Source organism: Streptosporangium sp. NBC_01469 (assembly GCF_036227305.1).
Taxonomy (GTDB): domain Bacteria; phylum Actinomycetota; class Actinomycetes; order Streptosporangiales; family Streptosporangiaceae; genus Streptosporangium.
Window position 1 is genome coordinate 3187388 of record NZ_CP109465.1, and the last position, 19434, is coordinate 3206821.

General features: G+C 72.3%; 17 protein-coding genes. 11 read left to right on the top strand and 6 right to left on the bottom strand.

The genetic code is table 11. The features are described from left to right. The 3 genes from OG587_RS14535 to OG587_RS14545 form a co-directional block, all read right to left on the bottom strand. Entirely contained in the window at positions 1–504 is a 504-nt protein-coding gene (locus OG587_RS14535; protein WP_329090546.1) for an Rv3235 family protein, read from the bottom strand. A 221-nt stretch (positions 505–725) separates the two neighbouring features. Beyond that, positions 726–2084 carry a PTS transporter subunit EIIC gene (locus OG587_RS14540; RefSeq protein ID WP_329090548.1) on the bottom strand — a complete coding sequence of 453 codons (1359 nt, stop codon included), beginning with the start codon at positions 2082–2084 and terminating at the stop codon, positions 726–728. A gap of 259 nt (positions 2085–2343) precedes the next feature. Continuing rightward, on the bottom strand, positions 2344–3084 hold the full coding sequence (locus tag OG587_RS14545; protein WP_329090550.1) for a GntR family transcriptional regulator: 741 nt from the start codon (positions 3082–3084) through the stop codon (positions 2344–2346). 159 nt (positions 3085–3243) lie between these two features. Between OG587_RS14545 and OG587_RS14550 the strand changes: the two genes are divergently transcribed. From OG587_RS14550 to OG587_RS14580, 7 genes are all read left to right on the top strand, one after another. After that, complete coding sequence (locus OG587_RS14550; RefSeq protein WP_329090551.1) at positions 3244–4278, top strand: SIS domain-containing protein; 1035 nt, start codon at positions 3244–3246, stop codon at positions 4276–4278. Between the two features lie 64 nt (positions 4279–4342). After that, a complete protein-coding gene (locus OG587_RS14555; RefSeq protein WP_329090552.1) occupies positions 4343–4579 on the top strand; it encodes a PTS glucose/sucrose transporter subunit IIB in 237 nt (78 codons plus the stop codon). Between the two features lie 137 nt (positions 4580–4716). After that, on the top strand, positions 4717–5172 hold the full coding sequence (locus OG587_RS14560; protein WP_329090554.1) for a PTS sugar transporter subunit IIA: 456 nt from the start codon (positions 4717–4719) through the stop codon (positions 5170–5172). A gap of 152 nt (positions 5173–5324) precedes the next feature. After that, on the top strand, positions 5325–5975 hold the full coding sequence (locus tag OG587_RS14565) for an HAD family hydrolase (protein WP_329090556.1): 651 nt from the start codon (positions 5325–5327) through the stop codon (positions 5973–5975). Positions 5976–6003: 28 nt separating this feature from the next. After that, complete coding sequence (locus OG587_RS14570; RefSeq protein WP_329090558.1) at positions 6004–6261, top strand: HPr family phosphocarrier protein; 258 nt, start codon at positions 6004–6006, stop codon at positions 6259–6261. Beyond that, positions 6258–7958 (top strand): phosphoenolpyruvate--protein phosphotransferase, encoded by a 1701-nt coding sequence (ptsP, locus tag OG587_RS14575; protein ID WP_329090559.1) that lies wholly within the window; start codon positions 6258–6260, stop codon positions 7956–7958. The genes OG587_RS14570 and ptsP overlap by 4 nt, the downstream gene beginning before the upstream one ends. A gap of 145 nt (positions 7959–8103) precedes the next feature. Further along, positions 8104–9462 carry a glycoside hydrolase family 3 protein gene (locus tag OG587_RS14580; RefSeq protein ID WP_329090561.1) on the top strand — a complete coding sequence of 453 codons (1359 nt, stop codon included), beginning with the start codon at positions 8104–8106 and terminating at the stop codon, positions 9460–9462. Between the two features lie 32 nt (positions 9463–9494). Here OG587_RS14580 and OG587_RS14585 read toward each other — a convergent pair whose 3' ends face one another. After that, entirely contained in the window at positions 9495–9620 is a 126-nt protein-coding gene (locus OG587_RS14585; protein ID WP_329090563.1) for a hypothetical protein, read from the bottom strand. A 66-nt stretch (positions 9621–9686) separates the two neighbouring features. Beyond that, complete coding sequence (locus OG587_RS14590) at positions 9687–14324, bottom strand: HAD-IC family P-type ATPase (protein WP_329090565.1); 4638 nt, start codon at positions 14322–14324, stop codon at positions 9687–9689. A gap of 82 nt (positions 14325–14406) precedes the next feature. Here OG587_RS14590 and OG587_RS14595 point away from each other — a divergent pair, with 82 nt between their 5' ends. Next, positions 14407–15582, top strand: a complete 1176-nt coding sequence (locus OG587_RS14595; RefSeq protein ID WP_329090567.1) for a hypothetical protein — start codon at positions 14407–14409, stop codon at positions 15580–15582. Positions 15583–16036: 454 nt separating this feature from the next. Here the strand turns inward: OG587_RS14595 and OG587_RS14600 are convergent, their stop codons facing one another. Next, a complete protein-coding gene (locus OG587_RS14600) occupies positions 16037–17239 on the bottom strand; it encodes an acyl-CoA dehydrogenase family protein (protein ID WP_329090568.1) in 1203 nt (400 codons plus the stop codon). A gap of 82 nt (positions 17240–17321) precedes the next feature. Here OG587_RS14600 and OG587_RS14605 point away from each other — a divergent pair, with 82 nt between their 5' ends. The 3 genes from OG587_RS14605 (at position 17322) to OG587_RS14615 (ending at position 19410) form a co-directional block, all read left to right on the top strand. Continuing rightward, positions 17322–17966: an HAD family hydrolase gene (locus OG587_RS14605; RefSeq protein WP_329090570.1), complete on the top strand. Its 645-nt coding sequence runs from the start codon at positions 17322–17324 to the stop codon at positions 17964–17966. A 131-nt stretch (positions 17967–18097) separates the two neighbouring features. Next, on the top strand, positions 18098–18604 hold the full coding sequence (locus OG587_RS14610; protein ID WP_329090571.1) for a DUF6912 family protein: 507 nt from the start codon (positions 18098–18100) through the stop codon (positions 18602–18604). A 173-nt stretch (positions 18605–18777) separates the two neighbouring features. Next, positions 18778–19410, top strand: a complete 633-nt coding sequence (locus OG587_RS14615; RefSeq protein WP_329090572.1) for an HAD family hydrolase — start codon at positions 18778–18780, stop codon at positions 19408–19410. Positions 19411–19434 lie beyond the last annotated feature (24 nt).

A 19434-nucleotide genomic window follows, 5' to 3' on the forward strand; every position in this document is an offset into this window, starting at 1 on the left:
TCAGGGGGTCGTCTCGAACTCGGTGCACAGCCAGCGCACGCCCCTGCGTTCCAGCCTCAGCGCCAGGACGCGTGAGCGGTCGCCGCAGTCGACCACGGCGCACATCTCCACCACCCCGTCCTCCGGCTGGGAGATGTGGGCCCTGCCCGCCCGGGGCGGGCGCGCGCTGTTGATGATCTTCCCGCTCCTCATCAGCTCGGCCTGGGCCCGGCCGGTCAGGTGGCAGGAGACGCTCGCCGGCGGGCGCCTGCCGGACAGGATCTCGGCGACGGCCTGCGCGAGGGCCCGCAGCCGCCGCTCGTCGGGGACCGCGCCGGGCGGGCCCCAGACCAGTGGTCTCCCGGCCGAGGGGCCGGGCCGCCCGGGATCGAGGGCGAGGGTGCCCTGCACGTACGGCGGGATGGCCGGGGTGTCCCCGGCGGGACGGTCGTCGTCGTAGGGCGGCTCGGCGGCGGGGGAGGGGGCGATCCTGGGGAGCGATGCCGGACGTCGTGGGGGCGACATGGGGACTCCGATTGTGCTCGGCTGGGGCGGAGAAACTGACACATCAGGGAGTTTCCGGCCCGCTGCCCAGATACGCCGCCCGCCAACTTCCCGGAAATCCCGGTCGCTTCGCCCCGTTGGGCGGAGAAGGTCACCTCAGGTTGGAGCGGCCGGAACGGGTTGTGGCCAGAGCCGTGATCTCCGATGGACGGCCGAAACCGCTCGGTGCCCCTCAGCGCCCCTCAGGGGTCGGGCGGGCCGGTGTCCGCCCTGTCCCGCGCCGGGGTGGAGGACTCCCCGGAGTCGACGTCGGGCTCGGGCTCGCGGCCGGGGGTCATGATGTTCAGCTTCCTGATCAGGAAACTGAACACGGTGTAGTAGATCACCGCATAGAGCAGCCCCATCACGATGATGATCGGTATTCCCCGGGCGTTGGGCGCGGTCCCGTACAGGCCGAGGTCGATCAGCCCGGAGGAGAAGCTGAAGGCGAGCTTGACGCCCAGGGCGGAGGCGAGGGCCATGGAGACGCCGGTCAGCACGATGTGGATCACGAACAGGACCGGCGCCACGAAGATGAAGGCGAACTCGATCGGCTCGGTGATCCCGGTGAGGAACGCGGTGAGCGCCGCGGAGATCATGATCGAGCCGACCGCGGTGCGGCGGTGTGGCGGCGCGGCCCGCCAGATGGCGATCGCGGCGGCGGGCAGGCCGAACATGAGGACCGGGTAGAAACCGGCCTCGAAGCCGCCGTAGCCGACGGCGCCGTTGTTGAAGCAGATCAGGTCCCCGGCGAGCTTCTTGCCGTCGACCACGCACTCGGGGACCTGGGTCCAGATCACGTTGTTGACGATGTGGTGCATCCCGAGCGGGAGCAGGGCACGGTTGATCATGCCGTAGATCCCGGCGCCGAGCTCGCTGTTGGAGGCGAGCCAGGTCCCCGAGGCGCGGACCCAGCCGCCCAGCACCGGCCAGACGAAGCCGAAGAGCACGCCGATCACGAGCCCGGCGAAGGCTGTGAGGATCGGCACCAGGCGGCGCCCGCCGAAGAAGGCCAGCCAGGTCGGCAGCTTGGTGCGGTAGTAGCGCTGCCAGAGCAACGCCGAGACCAGGCCCATGACGATGCCGCCGAGCACCCGGGTCGGGTTCTGCGCGCCGAGGTTCAGGACCGCGTCGGGGACGCCGGGGTTGGCCCTGTCGAACACCTCCGTGGTGATGGACTCCCTCAGGTCGGCGTCGAAGAGGATGAAGAACATGTTCATGCTGACGGCGTGGAAGACCAGGTAGCCGACGAGTGCCGCCAGGGCGGTGGAGCCGTCGGCCCTGCGGGCGAACCCGATGGCGACGCCGATCGCGAACAGGATGGGCAGGTTGTCGAACAGGGCACCGCCCGCGGTGCCGACGACGCGGGCCACGTCGTCGAGCAGGGCGCTGTCGGTCCGGCCGAGGAGGTCGTCCTGCCCGAGCCTGAACAGCAGGCCCGCGGCCGGCAGGACCGCGATCGGCAGCATCAGGGAACGTCCCAGGCGCTGGAGCACGCTCATCGCGGCGGACCCGGACGGGTGGGCGGCGGGCAGGCCCGCGTCCGCCGAGGAAGGGCTCATCGGGCTTTCCTCCAGAGGCTGGAAGGGAGGAGGGCGGCGAAGGGGCGCTCGCGCGAGACTGGGCGGGCTGTGACGGCGGCGGTGCGGGGCCGGGGTGTGGCCGGGGTCTGGCGGGGTGTGGCTGGGGTGTGGATGGAACGGGCGCGGTGTCGGCGGGGCCGGGGTGTGGCTGGGGTGTGGATGGAACGGGCGCGGTGTCGGCGGGGCCGGGTCGTGGTCGGAACGGGTACGGCGGGTGGGACGTGGTCGGGGAGCCGGGTCAGGCGCGGCGGGTCGGTATCTCCAGGATCGTACGGAGCTGGTAGCGGTCGGCGCGATAGGTGGACACCCCGAGTTCGGCGCAGACGCCTCCCGCGAAGGAGCGCCGCTGGAGCAGCAGCACGGCCCCGCCGCGCGGTAGCTTCAGCAGGTCGGCGTCACCGGGGTCGGCGATGCCGCCGTCGATGGTGAGCTCCCCGGCGTCGAGCACCAGGCCGTAGCGGGTCTCCAGGAGGGCGTAGAGGGAGCGGCCCGTCAGGTCGTGGGTGTCGAGGTCGGGCGCGAGGGAGACGGGGATGTGGGCCCGCTCGATGCACATGGGCTCGTCGGCCGCGGTCCGCAGCCGCTCGATGAAGTGAACCTCGTCACCCGGCTGGATGCCGAGCTCCCTGGCCAGGTGCGCGCTGGCCCTGACCACCCGCCGGTCCAGGTCGCGGGAGCCGGGCTCCATGCCCCTGGCGCGCATCTCGTCGCTGAAGGAGGTCAGCCGCAGGGACATCTCGATCTTGGGGCGGGCCACGAAGGTGCCCTTGCCCGCCACCCGCTGGAGCCGGCCCTCGGAGACCAGGTGGTCCACGGCCTGCCGTACGGTCATGCGGGAGAGCCCGAAGCGCTGGCAGAGCTCGCGTTCGGACGGGATCGCCGTGCCGATCGCGAGCTCGTTGTTCTCGATGAGATCGAGCAGGATTTCCCGGAGCTGGAAGTACTTGGGCACCGGGCTGTCCGGATCGATCTGGGCCACAGGATCCTCCCCCCTCGATCTGAGATGTCTCATGAGTTATGGTTCGTACTGGTCTAGTCCGGACTAGACCACAGGCCGGAAAAGGGTGTCAACGTACGGACCGGAGACGGATCGATAACGGCCCGATCTCGTCCGTCCGAACCGAAGGATGAGCGCGAGATGACGACCAAGATGCGCAGCGAGATCGCCGAGCAGCCCGCCGCGCTGCGAGCCACGCTCGACGCCCTCCTCCCCAGGGTCGGGGAGGTGGAGCGGCTCGCGGGGCAGACCCGCCAGCTGCTGTTCATCGCCCGCGGCACCTCCGACAACGCCGCAGTCTACGGCCGCTATCTCGCCGAGGCGCACACGGGCAGGCTCTCCACCCTCGCCGCTCCCTCGATCGCCACGACCTACCGGCGCAGGCTGGACCTCGACGGCGTGCTGGCCGTCGCCCTCTCCCAGTCGGGCAGGACCGAGGAGATCGTCGAGACCCTCGCCTGGGCGAAGGACTGTGGCGCCAGGACCGTGGCCATCACCAACGGTGGCGAGCAGAGTCCCCTGGCCCAGGTCGCGGACCTCGCCCTGTGCACGGTCGCGGGCGAGGAGAAGGCGGTCCCGGCCACCAAGACCTACACCACCCAGCTCGCCGCGCTCGCCGTGCTCGCCCTCGGTCTCGGCGCGGACGTCGACGCCGCCGACCTGCAGCGGGTACCGGACGCGGTTGAGAAGCTGGTCGGCGACCCGGGTGACCTGGAGGCGATCGTCGAGGGCCTGGCCGACAAGCCGGGCGTCGTGGTCTCCGGCCGGGGACTGGCCTTCTCCACCGCGCTGGAGCTGGCGCTCAAGCTCAAGGAGGCGTGCTACCTGCACGCCATGGGCCTGTCGTACGCCGACCTGCTGCACGGCCCGATCGCCGTGGTCGACGAGGACACCCCGGCCATCCTGGTCGCGGCGGGCGAGGGCCCGACCCTGGCCGGCACCGTGGCGCTCGCCGAGAGGGTGACCGGCGCGGGCGCCTCGGCCTACACGGTCGGCGGCGGTACCGCGCTCTCCTCGGTCTCCACCGCGGCGCTGAACGGTCCCGACCTTCCCGAGTGGGTCGCCCCGCTGGGCCTCATCGTCCCCGGTCAGCTGCTCACCGAGGCACTCGCGCGCAGGCTGGGGATCGACCCCGACGCCCCCCGCGGTCTCAACAAGGTGACTCAGACCGACTGATCGCCGTATGTCCTTTAGCCTGGTCATAGCCTTGGGGACAGGGTGATCACATCTGGAGGGCGACATGGCGGCCGATGCCGACGCGATCATCGCTGGACTCGGTGGTGCGGACAACATCATCGAGATCGAACCGTGCATCACCCGGCTGCGTACCGAGGTGCGCGACGCCTCCAAGGTCGACCAGGCGGCCCTCCGGGCGGCCGGCGCGCACGGTGTGATGGCGGCGGGCAACGTCGTCCAGGTGGTGGTGGGTCCCGAGGCCGACACGATCGCCAGCGACATCGAGGACATCATGGGCTGAACAACGGCGGACATGGGTTGATCAGGGCTGACAGGAGCCGGCGGGGGCCGACGAGGGCGCTCTCACGGGCGGGGCCGCCCGGACGGCACGGGCGGGCGGGCCGTCCTCGCGGGCGGCGGCATGCCGAGGGGGGGACGGTGACCACAGTTCTGGCACCGGTCGCGGGGGTGGCCGTGCGGCTCGGCTCGGTGCCCGACCCGGTTTTTTCCGAGGGGCTGGTCGGGCCCGGCATGGCGATCGAGCCGGACAGGACGCCCGGCCGGGTGCTCTCCCCCATCGCGGGCACCATCGTCAAGCTGCACCCGCACGCGTTCGTGGTCGTCGGCGACGACGGCCGGGGGGTCCTCGTCCACCTGGGCATCGACACGGTCGAGCTCAGGGGCGAGGGGTTCGAGCCGCTGGCCGCCGAGGGCGACCGGGTGAGCGCGGGGCAGCCGGTGGTGGCGTGGGACCCGGCCGGGATCGAGGCGGGCGGACGCTGCCCGATCTGCCCGGTCGTGGCGCTGGACGCCGCCGCGGACGCCGTCACCGGCCTCGCCACCGGGGCCGTCGACGCCGGTGACGAGCTTTTCGAGTGGAGCGATCCGGCCTGAGGATTCGCGGGACCGGCGGTGAAGCACCGACCATGAACTACCGGCCGTGAAGCATCGGCCGTGAACTACCGACCGTGAAGTACCGACCGTGAGGCATCGGCCACGGAGCCGAGAGATGGGGACGACAGGTGGGGACGACGGCGAGACCGCCCGTGAAGGCGGCGCTCTTCGATCTCGACGGGACGCTGATCAACACCGAGCGGCGGAGCATGGCCATGTGGTCGATGCTGCTCGACAGCCACGGGGTGGTCCACGACGAGGTCGTGCTGCGCGGGTTCATGGGACGGCGCGGGCGCGACGTCCTGACGGAAAGGGCCCACCTCTTCCCCGGCAAGCGGATCGACGACCTGATCGAGGAGGTCTTCTCCTTCCACGATCGTCCCGGACTGCCCGACATCGTGCCGGTGCCCGGCGCCGCCGAGCTGGTCCGCAGGGTCGCGGCGTACGGGTCGCCGGTCGCGGTCGTCACCTCCGCCGGCCGTGACTGGGCGGAGGAGCGGCTGACGCAGGTCGGCGTTCGCGACCTGCTGGAGACGATCGTGTCCGCCCACGACGTGACCGTGGGCAAGCCCGACCCCGAGGGGTTCCTGCTCGCGGCCGCACGCCTGTCGGTCGATCCGGCACACTGTGTGGCGTTCGAGGACTCGATCGCCGGAATCACCGCGGCCAAGGCCGCGGGCATGGCGTGCGTGGGCGTAGCGACCACGCACGTGGGCACTGAGCTGGCCGCGGCCGATCTCGTGGTCGCGGACCTGACGGGGGTCACCTGGCCCCTGTCGATCACCGATGATCCCGCGGTCTAGACCGCGGGCGGACCCCCGGGAGGAACACGTGGCCGAGCGCCAAGTCACCGTCAAGTCGGAGGTCGGCCTGCACGCCCGGCCCGCCGCGACGTTCGTCCAGACGGCGGCCAAGGCGTCTTTGGACGTCACCGTCGCCAAGGGAGGCGGCGAGCCGGTGAACGCCAAGAGCATCCTGTCGGTCCTCTCGCTCGACGTCAGGGAGGGCGACACGGTGGTGATCAGAGCGGAGGGCGAGGGGGCCGAAGAGCTTCTCGACCGGCTGGCCGGCATCGCGTCGGCGCCGTGAGCACGCTCACCGGGGTGGGGGTGAGCCCCGGGGTCGGTGTCGGTCCCGCCTACGTGCTCGCGTACGAGGCGACCGTCCCGGCCCCGGGCTCCCGGCACGGCGGGGACGCCGAGGACGCAGCCGCGGAGCTGGCCGGGGCCGGGCGGGCGCTGGAGCGGGTCGCCGCCGACCTGGAGGAGCGGGGGGTCCGCGCCGGTGGCGAGGCCGGGGAGATCCTGGAGGCGCAGGCCATGATGGCCCGCGACCCCGGCCTGGCGGACGGGGTGGCCGAGCTGGTCGAGGCGGGCACCGCCGCGGCCCGCGCGGTCTACGAGGCGTTCGGTCACTACCGCGACCTGCTCGCCGCCGCCGGGGGATACCTCGGCGAGCGCGTCGCCGACCTGGACGACGTCAGGGACCGTGTCGTCGCGGTGATCGAGGGCCGGTCCATGCCCGGTGTGCCCGGCGTGCCCACCGGCACCGGGCAGCCGTACGTCCTCGTCGCCCGCGACCTGGCACCCGCCGACACGGCGCTGCTGTCTCCGGACGTGGTGGCGGCCTTCGTCACCGAGCAGGGCGGCCCGACCAGCCACACCGCGATCCTCGCCCGCGCCATGGGGGTGCCGGCCGTGGTGGCCTGCCCGGGGGCGACCTCGATCACGCCGGGGACGCCGGTGCTGGTCGACGGCGCCTCGGGTCTCGTACGGCCCGCGCCCTCCGACGACGAGGTTCGCGGGGCGCGCGACGCCGCCGCCGCGCGGGAGGCCGTGTCGGCCTCCGCCACGGGGCCGGGGACGACCGCCGACGGGCACGCCGTGCCGCTGCTCGCCAACATCGGCGGGCCGCGCGACGTGGCCGCCGCGCTGGAGCACGGGGCCGAGGGGATCGGGCTCTACCGGACCGAGTTCCTCTTCCTCGACCGGGCCGAGGCGCCCTCCGCGGAGGAGCAGGAGGCCGCCTACCTGGAGGTGCTGGACGCCTTCCCCGGTGGCAGGGTGATCGTGCGGACCCTCGACGCGGGGGCCGACAAGCCCCTCGCCTTCCTGCCGCCGGGGGCGTACGAGCCCAATCCGGCGCTGGGGGAGCGCGGGGCGCGGCTGTTCAGGACGCACCCGGAGATCATGGACATCCAGCTCGCCGCCCTCGCCGCGGCGGCCTCGCGCTCGTCGGCGAGGCTCCAGGTGATGGCGCCGATGGTGGCCACCGCCGAGGAGGCCGCCTGGTTCGCCGACGCCTGCGACGCGGCGGGACTGCCGTCGGCGGGAGTGATGATCGAGATCCCGTCCGCGGCCCTGCGCGCCTCCGACCTGGCCGTCCGGGCGAGTTTCTTCTCCATCGGGACCAACGACCTGGCCCAGTACGCCCTCGCCGCCGACCGGCAGCTGGGCGCGCTGACCGGTCTCCAGGACGCCTGGCAGCCCGCCCTGCTCGACCTGGTCGCCCTGGCCGCGGCGGGCGCCGCCGAGCGCGGGAGGCCGTGCGGGGCCTGCGGCGAGGCCGCGGCCGATCCGGCCCTCGCCTGCGTGTTCGTCGGGCTCGGGGTCACCTCGCTGTCCATGTCCGCCCCGGCGCTGCCCGCCGTACGGGCCGCGCTGTCGCGCCACACGCGGCGGCAGTGCCACCTGGCCGCCGCCGCCGCGCGGGCCGCCGCCTCACCGGAGGACGCGCGCGCCGAGGCGCGCTCGCACCTGCCCGGCCTCGCCGGCCTGGCCCTCTGACGTGGGCGGACTTTCCCAACGAGGTGGCGTACCGGCTGGAACGCGCCGGTCGGTGGGAGGCGTGTGGCCGGTGGTGACCGGGAGGATGCGCGGGCGTCGGGGCGCGGGCCCGGATAGCGTAAGCGGCATGGCTCGGTGGATACGTGTGACGGGTATTGCAGTGATCGCGACGATGGCGGCCGGATGCGCCGAGGCGGGGAGGGCCGCTCCGCCCGCGTCCGGTGCCACGCGGGCGGGTGAGACCTCCGCGAGCGCCGACGCGGCGACACCCGCCGGCACGACGGCGGCGACCCCGGCGACCTCGGGAACCGACGCGGCGTCCGCTCCCGCCGCGGCCTCCGCGACGGCGGAGGCGCCGGGGGTGGCGGGCGTGCTCGCCTCGATGAGCGTGGAGGAGAAGGTCGGCCAGCTCTTCATGCCCGTGCTGTACGGCCCGTCGGCCGACACGTCGTCGGGGGAGAACCAAGCGCGGTTCGGGGTGGACACCCCGGCGAAGATGGTCGCCCGCTACCGCCCCGGCGGGGTGATCCTCTTTCCCTGGGCGGGCAACGTCAAGAGCGTCCGCCAGGTCGTGGCGCTGACCAACGGGCTGCAGAAGGCGTCCCCCGAGATCCCGTTGCTGATCGGCACGGACCAGGAGAACGGCAAGGTCTCCCGCCTCGCCCCCCTGGTCACCCCCCTTCCCGGGGCGTCGGTCATCGGCTCGACCCGCGACATCTCGCTGGCCCGCCGGGCCGCAGAGGTGACGGGCACCGAACTGCGCGCCCTGGGGGTCAACCTCGACTTCGCGCCCGTCGCCGACGTCAACCTCAACCCGCGCAACCCGGTGATCGGCCCGCGCGCGTACGGCTCGGACCCGAAGAAGGTCGCGCCGATGGTCGCCGCCGCCGTCCAGGGCTTCCACGACGCGGGGATCGGGGCCACGGCCAAGCACTTTCCCGGCCACGGCGACACCGGCGTCGACAGCCACACCGGCCTGCCGGTGATCAAGCACTCCCGGTCCCAGTGGAACAGGCTGGACGCCCCGCCGTTCGCCGCGGCCATCGGCGAGGACGTCGACGCGATCATGAGCGCGCACGTCGTCATGCCGAAGCTCGATCCCTCGGGTGACCCCGCCACCCTCTCCAAGCCGATCCTGACCGGGCTGCTCCGCGAGAAGCTCGGCTTCGACGGGGTCGTCTCGACCGACGCGCTGGACATGGCGGGGGTGCGCAAGAAGTACGGGGACGGGGAGGTCGCGGTACGGGCGATCCAGGCCGGGGTGGACCTGCTGCTCATGCCGCCGGACTACCGCGAGGCCCACCGGGCGCTGCTGGCCGCCGTGGCCTCCGGGAAGATCTCCGAGGCGCGGCTCGACCAGTCCGTCCGGCGGCTGCTGAAGCTGAAGGCCGCCCGCGGCCTGCTGGGCAGGGCGCCGGTCGCCGACCCGGCCAGGGCCGAGCGGGTGCTCCGCTCGGCCGAGCACCTCAGGGTCGCCCGGCTCATCACCTCACGGGCCCGCTGAAAGGGCGCGGGGGGCTCCGCCGCGAGGCCGGATCAGGCGGCCTGGAGGTTGCCGGTCCTGGCCAGCGAGACGACGAGCGACTGGACGAGACGCGTGAGCAGGGCCTCGATCAGCATGACGGCCGCCTTGGCGAGCACGGTGGAGATGAATCCGGACATAACAACCTCACAGGGAGAGAGAGCACTTAAGGTGATAATTCATACCAAAAGTGTATAAGTCACCAGTCATGAGGTTGCTGTTCGGTGAACATTCGGTGACGTCCTCCGCGTTGACGCCTGGAACGCCGCCCCCGCGGCCGTCGTGGCGGTGGCGCTTCCCAGGGCGATGGTCCACCCCACTGGCCCCAGGAAGCGGCAGCCGAAGAACCGGCAGAGCCCCGGAACCGTGACGGTCATGCCCAGGACGGCCAGGGACAGGAGCGAGGCCAGCACCACCAGGCGATCCCGGCTGCCCAGGGCCAGGGTCTGCAGCAGCTGCGACGCCACGAGCGCGACCAGCCCCATCGTGTCCGCCCGCCCGCGCGTACCGGTCATCCGGCCGATCGCCCAGGCCAGGCCCGCCGCGCTCGCCGTGGTGGCGGCACGCAGGTAGATGTCGCGGGTCAGGGAGGCTCCCAGCGAGGCCTCCGGACCCTCGTCCAGCAGCTTCTCCGGGCTGGTGGCCGTCGGGGGCCGGGAGGCCACCGCCATGGCGGGCAGCATGTCGGTGAGCAGGTTGACCAGCAGCAACTGCCGGGCGTTCAGCACGTTCCCGCCGCTGAGCAGGCTGGACCCGACCGCGAAGACGATCTCGCCGATGTTGCCGCCGAGCAGGATGCTGAGGGCGTCGCGGACCGAGCTCCACATGGCCCGGCCCTCGATGATCGCGTCGACGATCGTCTCGATGCGGTCGTCGGTCACGACGATGTCGGCCGCCGCCCGCGCCGCCGGGGTGGCGCGGGACCCGAGGGCGATCCCCACGTCCGCGACCCGGATCGCCGGGGCGTCGTTGGCGCCGTCGCCGGTGACCGCGACGACTTTGCCGGTCCGGCGCAGGCAGCCGACGATCCGCGCCTTGTGCGCAGGGGTGGTCCTGGCGAAGACCGTCACGTCCGGCAGCGCCTCCACCAGGGCGTCGTCGTCCATCTCGTCCAGCTCGGGCCCCGTCATGATCCGCCCGCCGTTCAGCACGTTCAGCTCGGCGCCGATCGCCTCCGCCGTGCTCGGATGGTCACCCGTGATCATGACAATGCGTACGCCCGCCCGCGTGAGGCGGCCGACGCTCTCCGCGGCCGTGGGCCGCACGGGGTCGGCCAGACCGAGGAATCCGAGGAAGCACAGGTCCTGGATGCGGGACTCGTCGAGATCGCGACGGTCGGAGGCGGGGCGCTCCGCGACCGCGAGCACCCGGTAACCCTGCCGGGCGAGCTGGTCGAGCTCCTTTTCGACCTCCGCCACGAGGGAGTCCACGAGCGGGACCACCCGGCCGTCACGGAGTATGGACGTGCAACGGGTGACCACGACCTCGGGGGCGCCCTTGACGCTCAGCAGCGGGCCCGAGTCGCCCTTGCCGAGTACGGCGTGGTAGCCGCGTCCCGGTTCGAAGGGCAGCTCGTCGACCCGCTCCCAGCTTCCGGTCCCCTTCTCGGTCACGCCCAGCCGCTCGGCCCCCTTCAGTACGGCGCGGTCGGTGGGGTGCGGGACGGGGCGCCCCTCGTCGTGCCGAGGACAGGCGCGCATCCCCGCGGTCACGATGTGCCGCAGCTCGGGCGTCAGGTCCTCCAGGGGGCGCTCGTCCTGCACGTCCGAGACGCACCGCAGGCTGATACGCCCCTCGGTGAGGGTTCCCGTCTTGTCGAAGCAGAGGACGTTCACCCGGCCGAGGGCCTCGATCGTGGAGGGGTTGGGCACCAGGGTGTTTCGGGTCGACAGCCGCCGCGCGGAGGCGAGCTCCGCGACCGAGGCGACGAACGGCAGCCCCTCGGGTACGGCGGCGACGGCGAGGCTCACCGCCGGTGCGAGCGCCTGCGGCGCGGAGCTGCCGCGCAACAGGTCGGCGACGAGCAGGACGACGCCGGATCCGACCGCGACCGGCAGGACCCGGCGGCTCAGCTCCCGCAACCGCAGCCGCACGCCCGTGGCCGGGGGCTCCTCCGCGGCGAGCCTGGCGGTCCTGGCCGTCTCGGTCGCCTCGCCCGCCGCGACCACCACGGCCAGCCCGCTGCCGGCCGCCACCGTCGTCCCCTCGTAGACCATCGAGGTCCGGTCGGCGATGGCAGCCGCGTTGACGGGCTCCGGTGACTTGGTGACGAGCTGCGACTCGCCGGTCAGGGCGGCCTCGTCGATCTCCAGGCCCACCGCCTTGAGCACGCGGCAGTCGGCCGGTACGGTGTCGCCCGCGCGCAGCTCGACCACATCGCCGGGTACGAGGTCCTCGATGGTCGCGTTCGCCTGCTCGTGAGAGCGGGTGGTGCCCGCCTTCTCGTGAGGGGCGGTGCCGCTCGCCCGCCTGGGAGAGCGAGCCGTGCTCGCCTTCTCCTTGGGGCGGCGCAACCGCACCGGAACCGCCACCGCCTCGGTCAGGCGGTGCAGCGCCCGGTCGGCGGTGTAGCGCTGGCTCCCTCCGATGAGCGCGTTGGCGGCCACGACCGTGCCTATCATCACCGAGTCGGAGACCGAGCCGACCAGGGCCGACAGGCCCGCCCCGGCGGCCAGGACGGGGGTCAGCGGGTTGGCCAGTTCCTCGGCGGACACGCGGAGCAGCGAATCGGGGCCCTGCGGCTCTCCCGATCCCGTGGAGGCCCTGCGCCGCAGGGCCTCGGCCTCGCTGATCCCGTTGGCCGACGAGCCCAGCAGGGCCAGGACCTCCTTGGTCGGCATCGCGTGCCAGGGGGTTCTGTCGATCCGGATCGGCGGTGTCTCCCGCCCGGCGTGCCAGCCCGCCCACTCGCCCGTGACGAGGGTGGCCAACGACGTGCAGCTGCTCGCGAGCTGCGCCTTGTGCGGTGAATCCCCCGTCGGCCCGAGGGCCGCCAGCACGCCTCCGGCGGCGGTCCCCGCGGCGGTGAGCCACACGCACCGCTCACTCGTCTTCCTCGCCGGTGCCAGGCAGCTCAGGAGCAGGTGAACCTCCTCAAGCTCGGCGATCACGTCCGCGTCCCAGGGCACCCGGCCCGAGGTGCGCAGCACGCCGATGCCCAGGTCGGCCTGGGCCAGCGCGGCCATGCGGCGTTCCGACACCACGGCGACCCCGTGGCCGTCCGCCTGGAGAGCGCGGATCGACCGGGTCAGCCGGGAACCGCCCGGCACGATCTCGTCGATGCCGAGCCGCAGGCCGAGTGCCGAGTCGCCTCCCGCGAGCGCCACGGCGCACGCGCCCTTGGCCGCGGCGACGATCGCGTCGGCCAGCGGGTCGACCTGCGGCGCCATGCCGACCAGGGCGGCCGGAACGCCCTTCCTCGTCACGCGGACGGCCCGGAGCCCCCGGGCCTCCCAGTCCTCGGCCTCCGCGGTGACGAGCCCGGCCGGGCCCGCGAGGGGCTCGGCCTTCCACGTGTCGCGTTCCCGCCGCGCGCCGGGGTCGTCGACGTCGATCAGGGTACGGAGCCGCGCGCGCAACCCGTCGAGACCCTCGCCGTTCACGGCGTCCAGGTCACCGAGGGGAATGATGCGGTCGATCTCCCACGAACCCGTGCCGAGCGTGTCGGCGTCGAGGATGACGGTGTCGATCCCCTCCATGTGGCGCAGGGCCCGATCGTTGAGAACGATCGCCCCGCGCCTCGCCACGGCACGCCCTATCGCGGAGGCGAAAGACTCGCGGCCCAGCTTCGCGGCCTTGGGCGTCGTCGCGGTGAGCATGGCGACGGCACGCATCCGGCTGTCGCCGAAAAGGTACGTCAGCCCGGTGGCGCCCACCGCCACCGGGCCCCCGACGCGCTCGAACCGGTCCACGGGGCTGTGGGCCATGGGCGCGGGACGCGGCTTCCTGGTCGTGCGGATGTGGCGGTAGGAGCCCTTTCCCGAGGCCAGTTCGTGCTGGCGCGCCTCCCAGGCCCGCCGGGTGTCGCGCGCCTCGATGTAGCGGCCGACGGCGGTGAGCGACTGGACGAGCATCCCCACCCGGCGCAGCGCCAGCGTGTGGGTGACGATGTTCGCCGTCGTGAACAGGGCGACGGTGGCCGGAGCGCCGATACGGTGTTCCAGCTCGTCGCGGACCCTCGGGGTGGACTCGACCAGGCCCAGCAGCGCCGGAACGATCGGGGGGAGCGGCGGCGCGTGCACCGCTCGCCCGGCGAACGTCATGCCCGCCCCGACCAGGCTCGCGCCGAGCCGGATGCCGGCACGGGTGTGCCGTTCGACCAGTCTGGCGGTGTGGTGTTCCACCAGCTTGGAGGCGAGGAACCCGGGCCTCGGTGACGAGGCCTCGTCGGATTCGGCGTCCTCGTCTTCAGCGTCCTCGTCTTCGGCGTCCTCGTCTTCGGCGTCCTCGACCAGGTCGTCGTCGCTGTCGTAGCCGTCGGTCAGGTCGTCGTCATCGTCGTCGTCCGCCCCCTCGCCGTCGAGCGCTTCGATGACCGCCAGCAGCTTCTTCAGGTTGATCGATCCTGGGTCGCATCCCACGAAGACGGAGCTGAGGATGCCGTTGACCTCCGCCCGCTCGACCCCCTCCAGCTTCAGCAGCGCGTTCTCCAGCCGCCGGGCCTTCGACTCGCTGCCCGGAGCGCCGATCACCCGCAGATCGACATGGAGCCCTCCGGGACAGACCCGTTTCCCGCGTGAACGCGGCAGGGCGTTCCTGACCGCGCCGGGTACGACCTTGATCGCGCCAGGCACGACGCTCCAGAGGGTTTCCGCGGGAACAGACAGCAGGCGGGGCACGAACATTCAGATCTCCAGCAGGCAAAATGACGGGGCCGATCAGGCCGTTGGTTACGCGTGGCCTGATCGGCCCCATCGCTGCGATTACTTGGACGATCTCCCGCGGACCGAACCCCTCGAACGGGAGGCGGACGTCGTCGCCCGGGAGGCGGAGCTCGCGGTGCGAGAAGCGGGCGTCGCGGCCCGTCGCGACGTGGACGTCGTGGCCCGGGACGCCGGTTTGGTGGTCCGTGACGCGGGCTTCGTCGCCCGTGCCGCAGGCTTCGTCGCCCGTGCCGCAGGCTTCGTCGCCCTTGCCGTGGGCTTCGCGGTCCGCGGCGCGGGTCTCGTGGTCCGTGCCGCTGTCGTGGCCCGGGAACCGGTGCTCGCGGTTCGTGAGGTGGACGAAGCCGTCCGTGACGTGGTGCTTCTGGTCCGTGCGGTGGGGCTGGTCGCCCGGGATGCCGTTCCGGCTGCCCGGGAGGCGGTGCCCGCCGCTCGTGAGACGGCGCCGGTGGCCCGGGACGCGGCGGTGCCGGCCGCGCGGGTCGCGGTACCCGCCGCTCGTGACGCGGTGCTGCGGGTCCGTGTGGCGGCGCTTCCCGTGCGGGTCGCGGTGCTTCTGGCCCGTGCGGTGGGGCTGGTGGCCCGGGACGCCGTTTTAGTCGTGCCCGTCGCGCGGGTCCGCGTGGTGGGGCTGGTGGCCCGGGATGCCGTTCCGGCTGTCCGGGAGGTCGTGCCCGTCGCGCGGGTCCGCGTGGTGGGGCTCTTCTTGCGGGTCGCGGTGCTGCGGGTCGTGGTGCTTCTGGTCCGCGTGGTGGGGCTGGTGGCCCGGGATACCGTTCCGGCTGCCCGGGAGGCGGTGCCCGCCGCGCGTGAGACGGCGCCGGTGGCCCGGGACGCGGCGGTGCCGGCCGTGCGGGTCGCGGCACCGGCTGCCCGGGTCGCGGCACTCGCGGTGCGTGACGCTGCGGTACCCGCCGCCCGGGACACGGTGCCCGCGGCCTTGGACGCGGTGCGTGACGCGGACGCGGCCGTGCGGGACGCGGGTTTGGTCCGGGACGTGGCGCTTCCCGCGCGGGACCTGGATGTCGAACCGGTCGTTCGAGACGCGGTGCCTTCGGACGCCGAGGGCCTGGCCGCGGAGCTCGCGGGCCTGGAGACCGGACTCGACGACCGGTTCTTCCCGCGCGCACGCTGCGCGATCAGCGTCCCGACCCCGATGGCCGCCGCTACCGGCCATTCGAGCAATCCAGCCACCGCGAGCGCGCCGAGTCCTCCGTAGTAGACGATGCGCTCCGTCGGCGGGAGGAACGACCTGGCCGTGTCGACGGCCTGGCCCGCCTCCTGCCTGCTGACGTGCGGCAAGTGAACATGCGGAGGCCGCAGCTGCACTGTCAGCATCGGAAGATTGAGCGTTAGCGAGGCGCCGTCCTGTTTCCTGCTTGCCTGGGCATGCGTGGTGGACGTTGCGGGTGTGGTCGGTCTCTGCGCCGTACGGGCGCGTGACCGGCTCGTCTGAGCTACTGCCATGATCCCTCCTCATGGGAACCGAGGGAAGGTGCAAATGGAGCCCGCAGGAGGTCGATCATGCCTTCTACGTGCGGTTATATGGCCCGAGTGCCATTCTCGTAATCTTCCTCGTATTGGGGCCGCGAAACGCGTAACGGCCGTTGAATCGGATGTTAGGGGATGAATCTCCGGCCGCTCGGACCGCTCGCTGTCCGTTTGGTGATGGTTTAGGAGAGATACGGCTTGAGCTCGCGGCGGGCCACGGTGCGGATGTGAACCTCGTCCGGACCGTCGAAGATGCGCATCGCGCGGGCCTGCGCGTACATCGCCGCGAGCGGGACGTCGTCGGACAGCCCCATGCCACCGTGGACCTGGATGGCGCGGTCGATGACCTCGCACGCCATCCTCGGAGCGACGACCTTGATTGCGGAGATCTCCGAGGCGGCCGCCTTCACGCCGACCGTGTCAATCATCCAGGCGGCCTTCAGGGTGAGCAGCCTGGCCTGTTCGATGGCGAGCCGCGACTCGGCGATCTGCTGCTGCACCACACCCTGCTGCGCCAGCGTCTGGCCGAAGGCCACCCGGTTGGCGGCGCGGGCGCACATCAGCTCCAGGGCGCGTTCGGCCATGCCGACGGCGCGCATGCAGTGGTGGATGCGGCCGGGGCCGAGACGGGCCTGGGCGATGCGGAAGCCGTCCCCCTCCGCCGCGATGAGGTTCGAGGCGGGCACCCGGACGTCGGTGAAGACGATCTCGGAGTGGCCGTGCTGCTCCTGGTAACCGAAGAGCGGCAGGTGACGTATGACCTCGATGCCCGGTGTGTCCATCGGGACCAGGATCATCGACTGCTGGCGGTGCGGCGGCCCGTCGGGATCGGTCTTGCCCATCACGATCAGGATCTCGCAGCGCGGGTCGGCCACCCCGGTGATGAACCACTTGCGGCCGTTGACGACGTACTCGGAGCCGTCGAGCCTGATGGAGGTGGCGATGTTGGTGGCGTCGCTGGAGGCCACCGCGGGCTCGGTCATCGCGAACGCCGAACGGATCTCGCCGGAGAGCAGGGGCTTGAGCCACCGGTCCCGCTGCTCGGGCGAGCCGAACATGTGCAGGACCTCCATGTTCCCGGTGTCGGGGGCCGCGCAGTTCAGCGCCTCGGGGGCGAGGTCGATGGAGCGGCCGGTGACCTCGGCCAGGCCGGCGTAGTCGAGCACCGACATGCCCGACTCCGCGGGAAGGAACAGGTTCCAGAGACCGCGCGAGCGCGCCTCGGCCTTGAGCTCCTCCACCACCGGGGGCAGCTCGTGACTGTCGTGCCCTCTGGTCTGCCGCCAAGCGTGGTAGACCGGCTCCGCCGGATAGACATGGGTAGTCATGAAATCGGTCAGATTGGCGAGGTATTCCTGCGCCGTGTCGCTGAGCGCGAAGTCCATGGCGGCCAGTTTGGCACCACCCCTTCTGCCGCCGTCCACCGGTCCACGCCTAACCTGGAACCCGTTCCATCAAGGAGGAGAGATGCTGAAGGGCGTGCTGATCGACTGGGGTGGCGTGCTCACCGTCGGTCTCGCCGAGGCGATCGCCGAGTGGATCGTCGCCGAGAGGCTCGACGAGGCCCACTACCGGCAGGTGATGCGTGAGCTCATCGTTCACGCGTACGAGAACACGGAGAACGGCGAGAACACCATCCACGCCCTGGAGCGCGGAGAGATCTCCGGCCTGGACTTCGAACGCGACCTGGCGGCCAGGCTGATCACGACGGACGGCGTACCGCCGGTCGCCGAGGGGCTGCTGACCAGGATGTTCTCCCGCTTCCACCGGGTCGAGCCGATGTACGAGATGCTCCGCGAGGCCCGCGCCGCGGGTCTGCGCACCTGCCTGCTCTCCAACTCCTGGGCGAACGAGTATCCCCGCGAGGGCTGGGAGGACTTCTTCGACGAGGTCGTCATCTCGGGGGAGATCGGCATGCGCAAGCCCGAGCCGAGGATCTTCGAGCACGCGCTCGGCAGGATCGGCCTGGCCGGGGAGGAGTGCGTGTTCGTCGACGACATCGAGGCCAACATCGAGGCCGCCCGGCGGCTCGGCATCGTCGGCGTGCACCACCGCGCCCCCGAGCCGACCATCGCCGAACTGGAGACCCTGTTCCAGATCTCGCTCCGCTGACCTGTCCCGTTCAACTCTCACCGTGCCGCTCCGCGCGGGCGGTATCACCGGGGGTCGCCGGTACTGGCACACTCGATGCGTGAATCGGCGCCGAACCGGCGCCGATGTCGGAGAGATAGATCGAGGCATGGATGCGCGTCTACCTGCCGTGTACGCTCCCGGCGCTGGCCCGCGTGGCCACCGTGGGGGAGCTCGGCCCGGCCCCGTTGACCGGCTACGCGGTGACCCCCGCGTTGGTCGAGTGGTACGCCTCGGGTGACACCGAGGAGTTGGAGTACGTCGCCCTGACCGAGGCGGCCAGGAGTTCCCTGCGGATGCTGGCCGCCGACCGCGCCGACGGGGTGGAGGTCGCCGCGCGGCGGGTGGTCGTCGCCGTCGACGTACCGGAGGGCGGCGTGAGCGCGAGCGCCGACCTGAGTGAGCGCGCCCGGGTGCGGCTCGCCGCGGCGGTCCCGCTGGGGTTGGTCGCCGCGGTCCACGTGGACGACGTATCGGCGGTGAAGGACGTCGAGGCCGCCCTCGCCGCGCTGCCCGCGGCCGACCGCGGTGACGACGACGCCCGCTTCACCGTGGACGGCGCCGAGGCCAACGAGCTCCTGTGGTACGCCACCCAGGAGATCCCCGACCTGGTCGGCTGACCTCCTTCCCTCCGCGCCAGGAGCCAGGAGCCAGGAGCCAGGAGCCCGGCGCCCGTGCCCCCGGAGACCCGAGGTCCGGGGGTGGGATCCCCGTGCCGTGGGCGTCTCCGAGCGGGCCGCCTTCCCGTTCGCGGCGCCGATCCGGCGGGGATTTTCGCTATTCTGGAGGGCATATGAGACACATTGTTTGGGATTGGAACGGCACGCTGTTCCACGACATCGACGCCGTCGTCGGTGCGACGAACGCGGTGTTCGAGCCGTACGGGCTGGGTTCCTACGATGCCGACCGCTTCCGCGCGGTCTACACGCGCCCGATCTGGGCCGCCTACGAGCGCATGCTCGGCCGTGCCCTTGAGGACGGCGAGTGGGAGCGGCTCGACCTCGGTTTCCACGAGAGCTATCACCGGCTGATGCTGGAGTGCGGGCTGGCCGCCGACGCCCTCTCCACCCTGCGGAGCTGGGAGCGCGCGGGCGGCAAGCAGTCGCTGCTGTCCATGTGGGCGCACGAACGACTGGTTCCCAAGATCGCGGAATTCGGCATCGACCACCACTTCACCCGGATCGACGGCCTGCGCAGCGCCTCCGGCGGGCACAAGGCCGAATCGATGGTGGCCCACCTCGCCGCCCTCGGCGTCGACCCGGCCGACGTCCTCGTCATCGGCGACAGCCTGGACGACGCGCACGCGGCCCAGCACGTCGGGGCACGCGCGGTCCTCTACACCGGCGGCATGACCAGCCGGGCCGACCTGATGGCCTTCGGCGTCCCGGTCGTCGACACCCTGGAGAACGCGCTCGACCACGCCTGACGGCCCGTGACGCGATCTCGCGAG

What these genes read in the sequence shown, in the direction of transcription:
- OG587_RS14535 (WP_329090546.1), bottom strand. Translation starts at nt 504, where the DNA reads ATGTCGCCCCCACGACGTCCGGCATCGCTCCCCAGGATCGCCCCCTCC.
- OG587_RS14540 (WP_329090548.1), bottom strand. Translation starts at nt 2,084, where the DNA reads ATGAGCCCTTCCTCGGCGGACGCGGGCCTGCCCGCCGCCCACCCGTCC.
- OG587_RS14550 (WP_329090551.1), top strand. Translation starts at nt 3,244, where the DNA reads ATGACGACCAAGATGCGCAGCGAGATCGCCGAGCAGCCCGCCGCGCTG.
- OG587_RS14555 (WP_329090552.1), top strand. Translation starts at nt 4,343, where the DNA reads ATGGCGGCCGATGCCGACGCGATCATCGCTGGACTCGGTGGTGCGGAC.
- OG587_RS14585 (WP_329090563.1), bottom strand. Translation starts at nt 9,620, where the DNA reads ATGTCCGGATTCATCTCCACCGTGCTCGCCAAGGCGGCCGTCATGCTG.
- OG587_RS14590 (WP_329090565.1), bottom strand. Translation starts at nt 14,324, where the DNA reads ATGTTCGTGCCCCGCCTGCTGTCTGTTCCCGCGGAAACCCTCTGGAGC.
- OG587_RS14600 (WP_329090568.1), bottom strand. Translation starts at nt 17,239, where the DNA reads ATGGACTTCGCGCTCAGCGACACGGCGCAGGAATACCTCGCCAATCTG.
- OG587_RS14605 (WP_329090570.1), top strand. Translation starts at nt 17,322, where the DNA reads ATGCTGAAGGGCGTGCTGATCGACTGGGGTGGCGTGCTCACCGTCGGT.
- OG587_RS14610 (WP_329090571.1), top strand. Translation starts at nt 18,098, where the DNA reads ATGCGCGTCTACCTGCCGTGTACGCTCCCGGCGCTGGCCCGCGTGGCC.
- OG587_RS14615 (WP_329090572.1), top strand. Translation starts at nt 18,778, where the DNA reads ATGAGACACATTGTTTGGGATTGGAACGGCACGCTGTTCCACGACATC.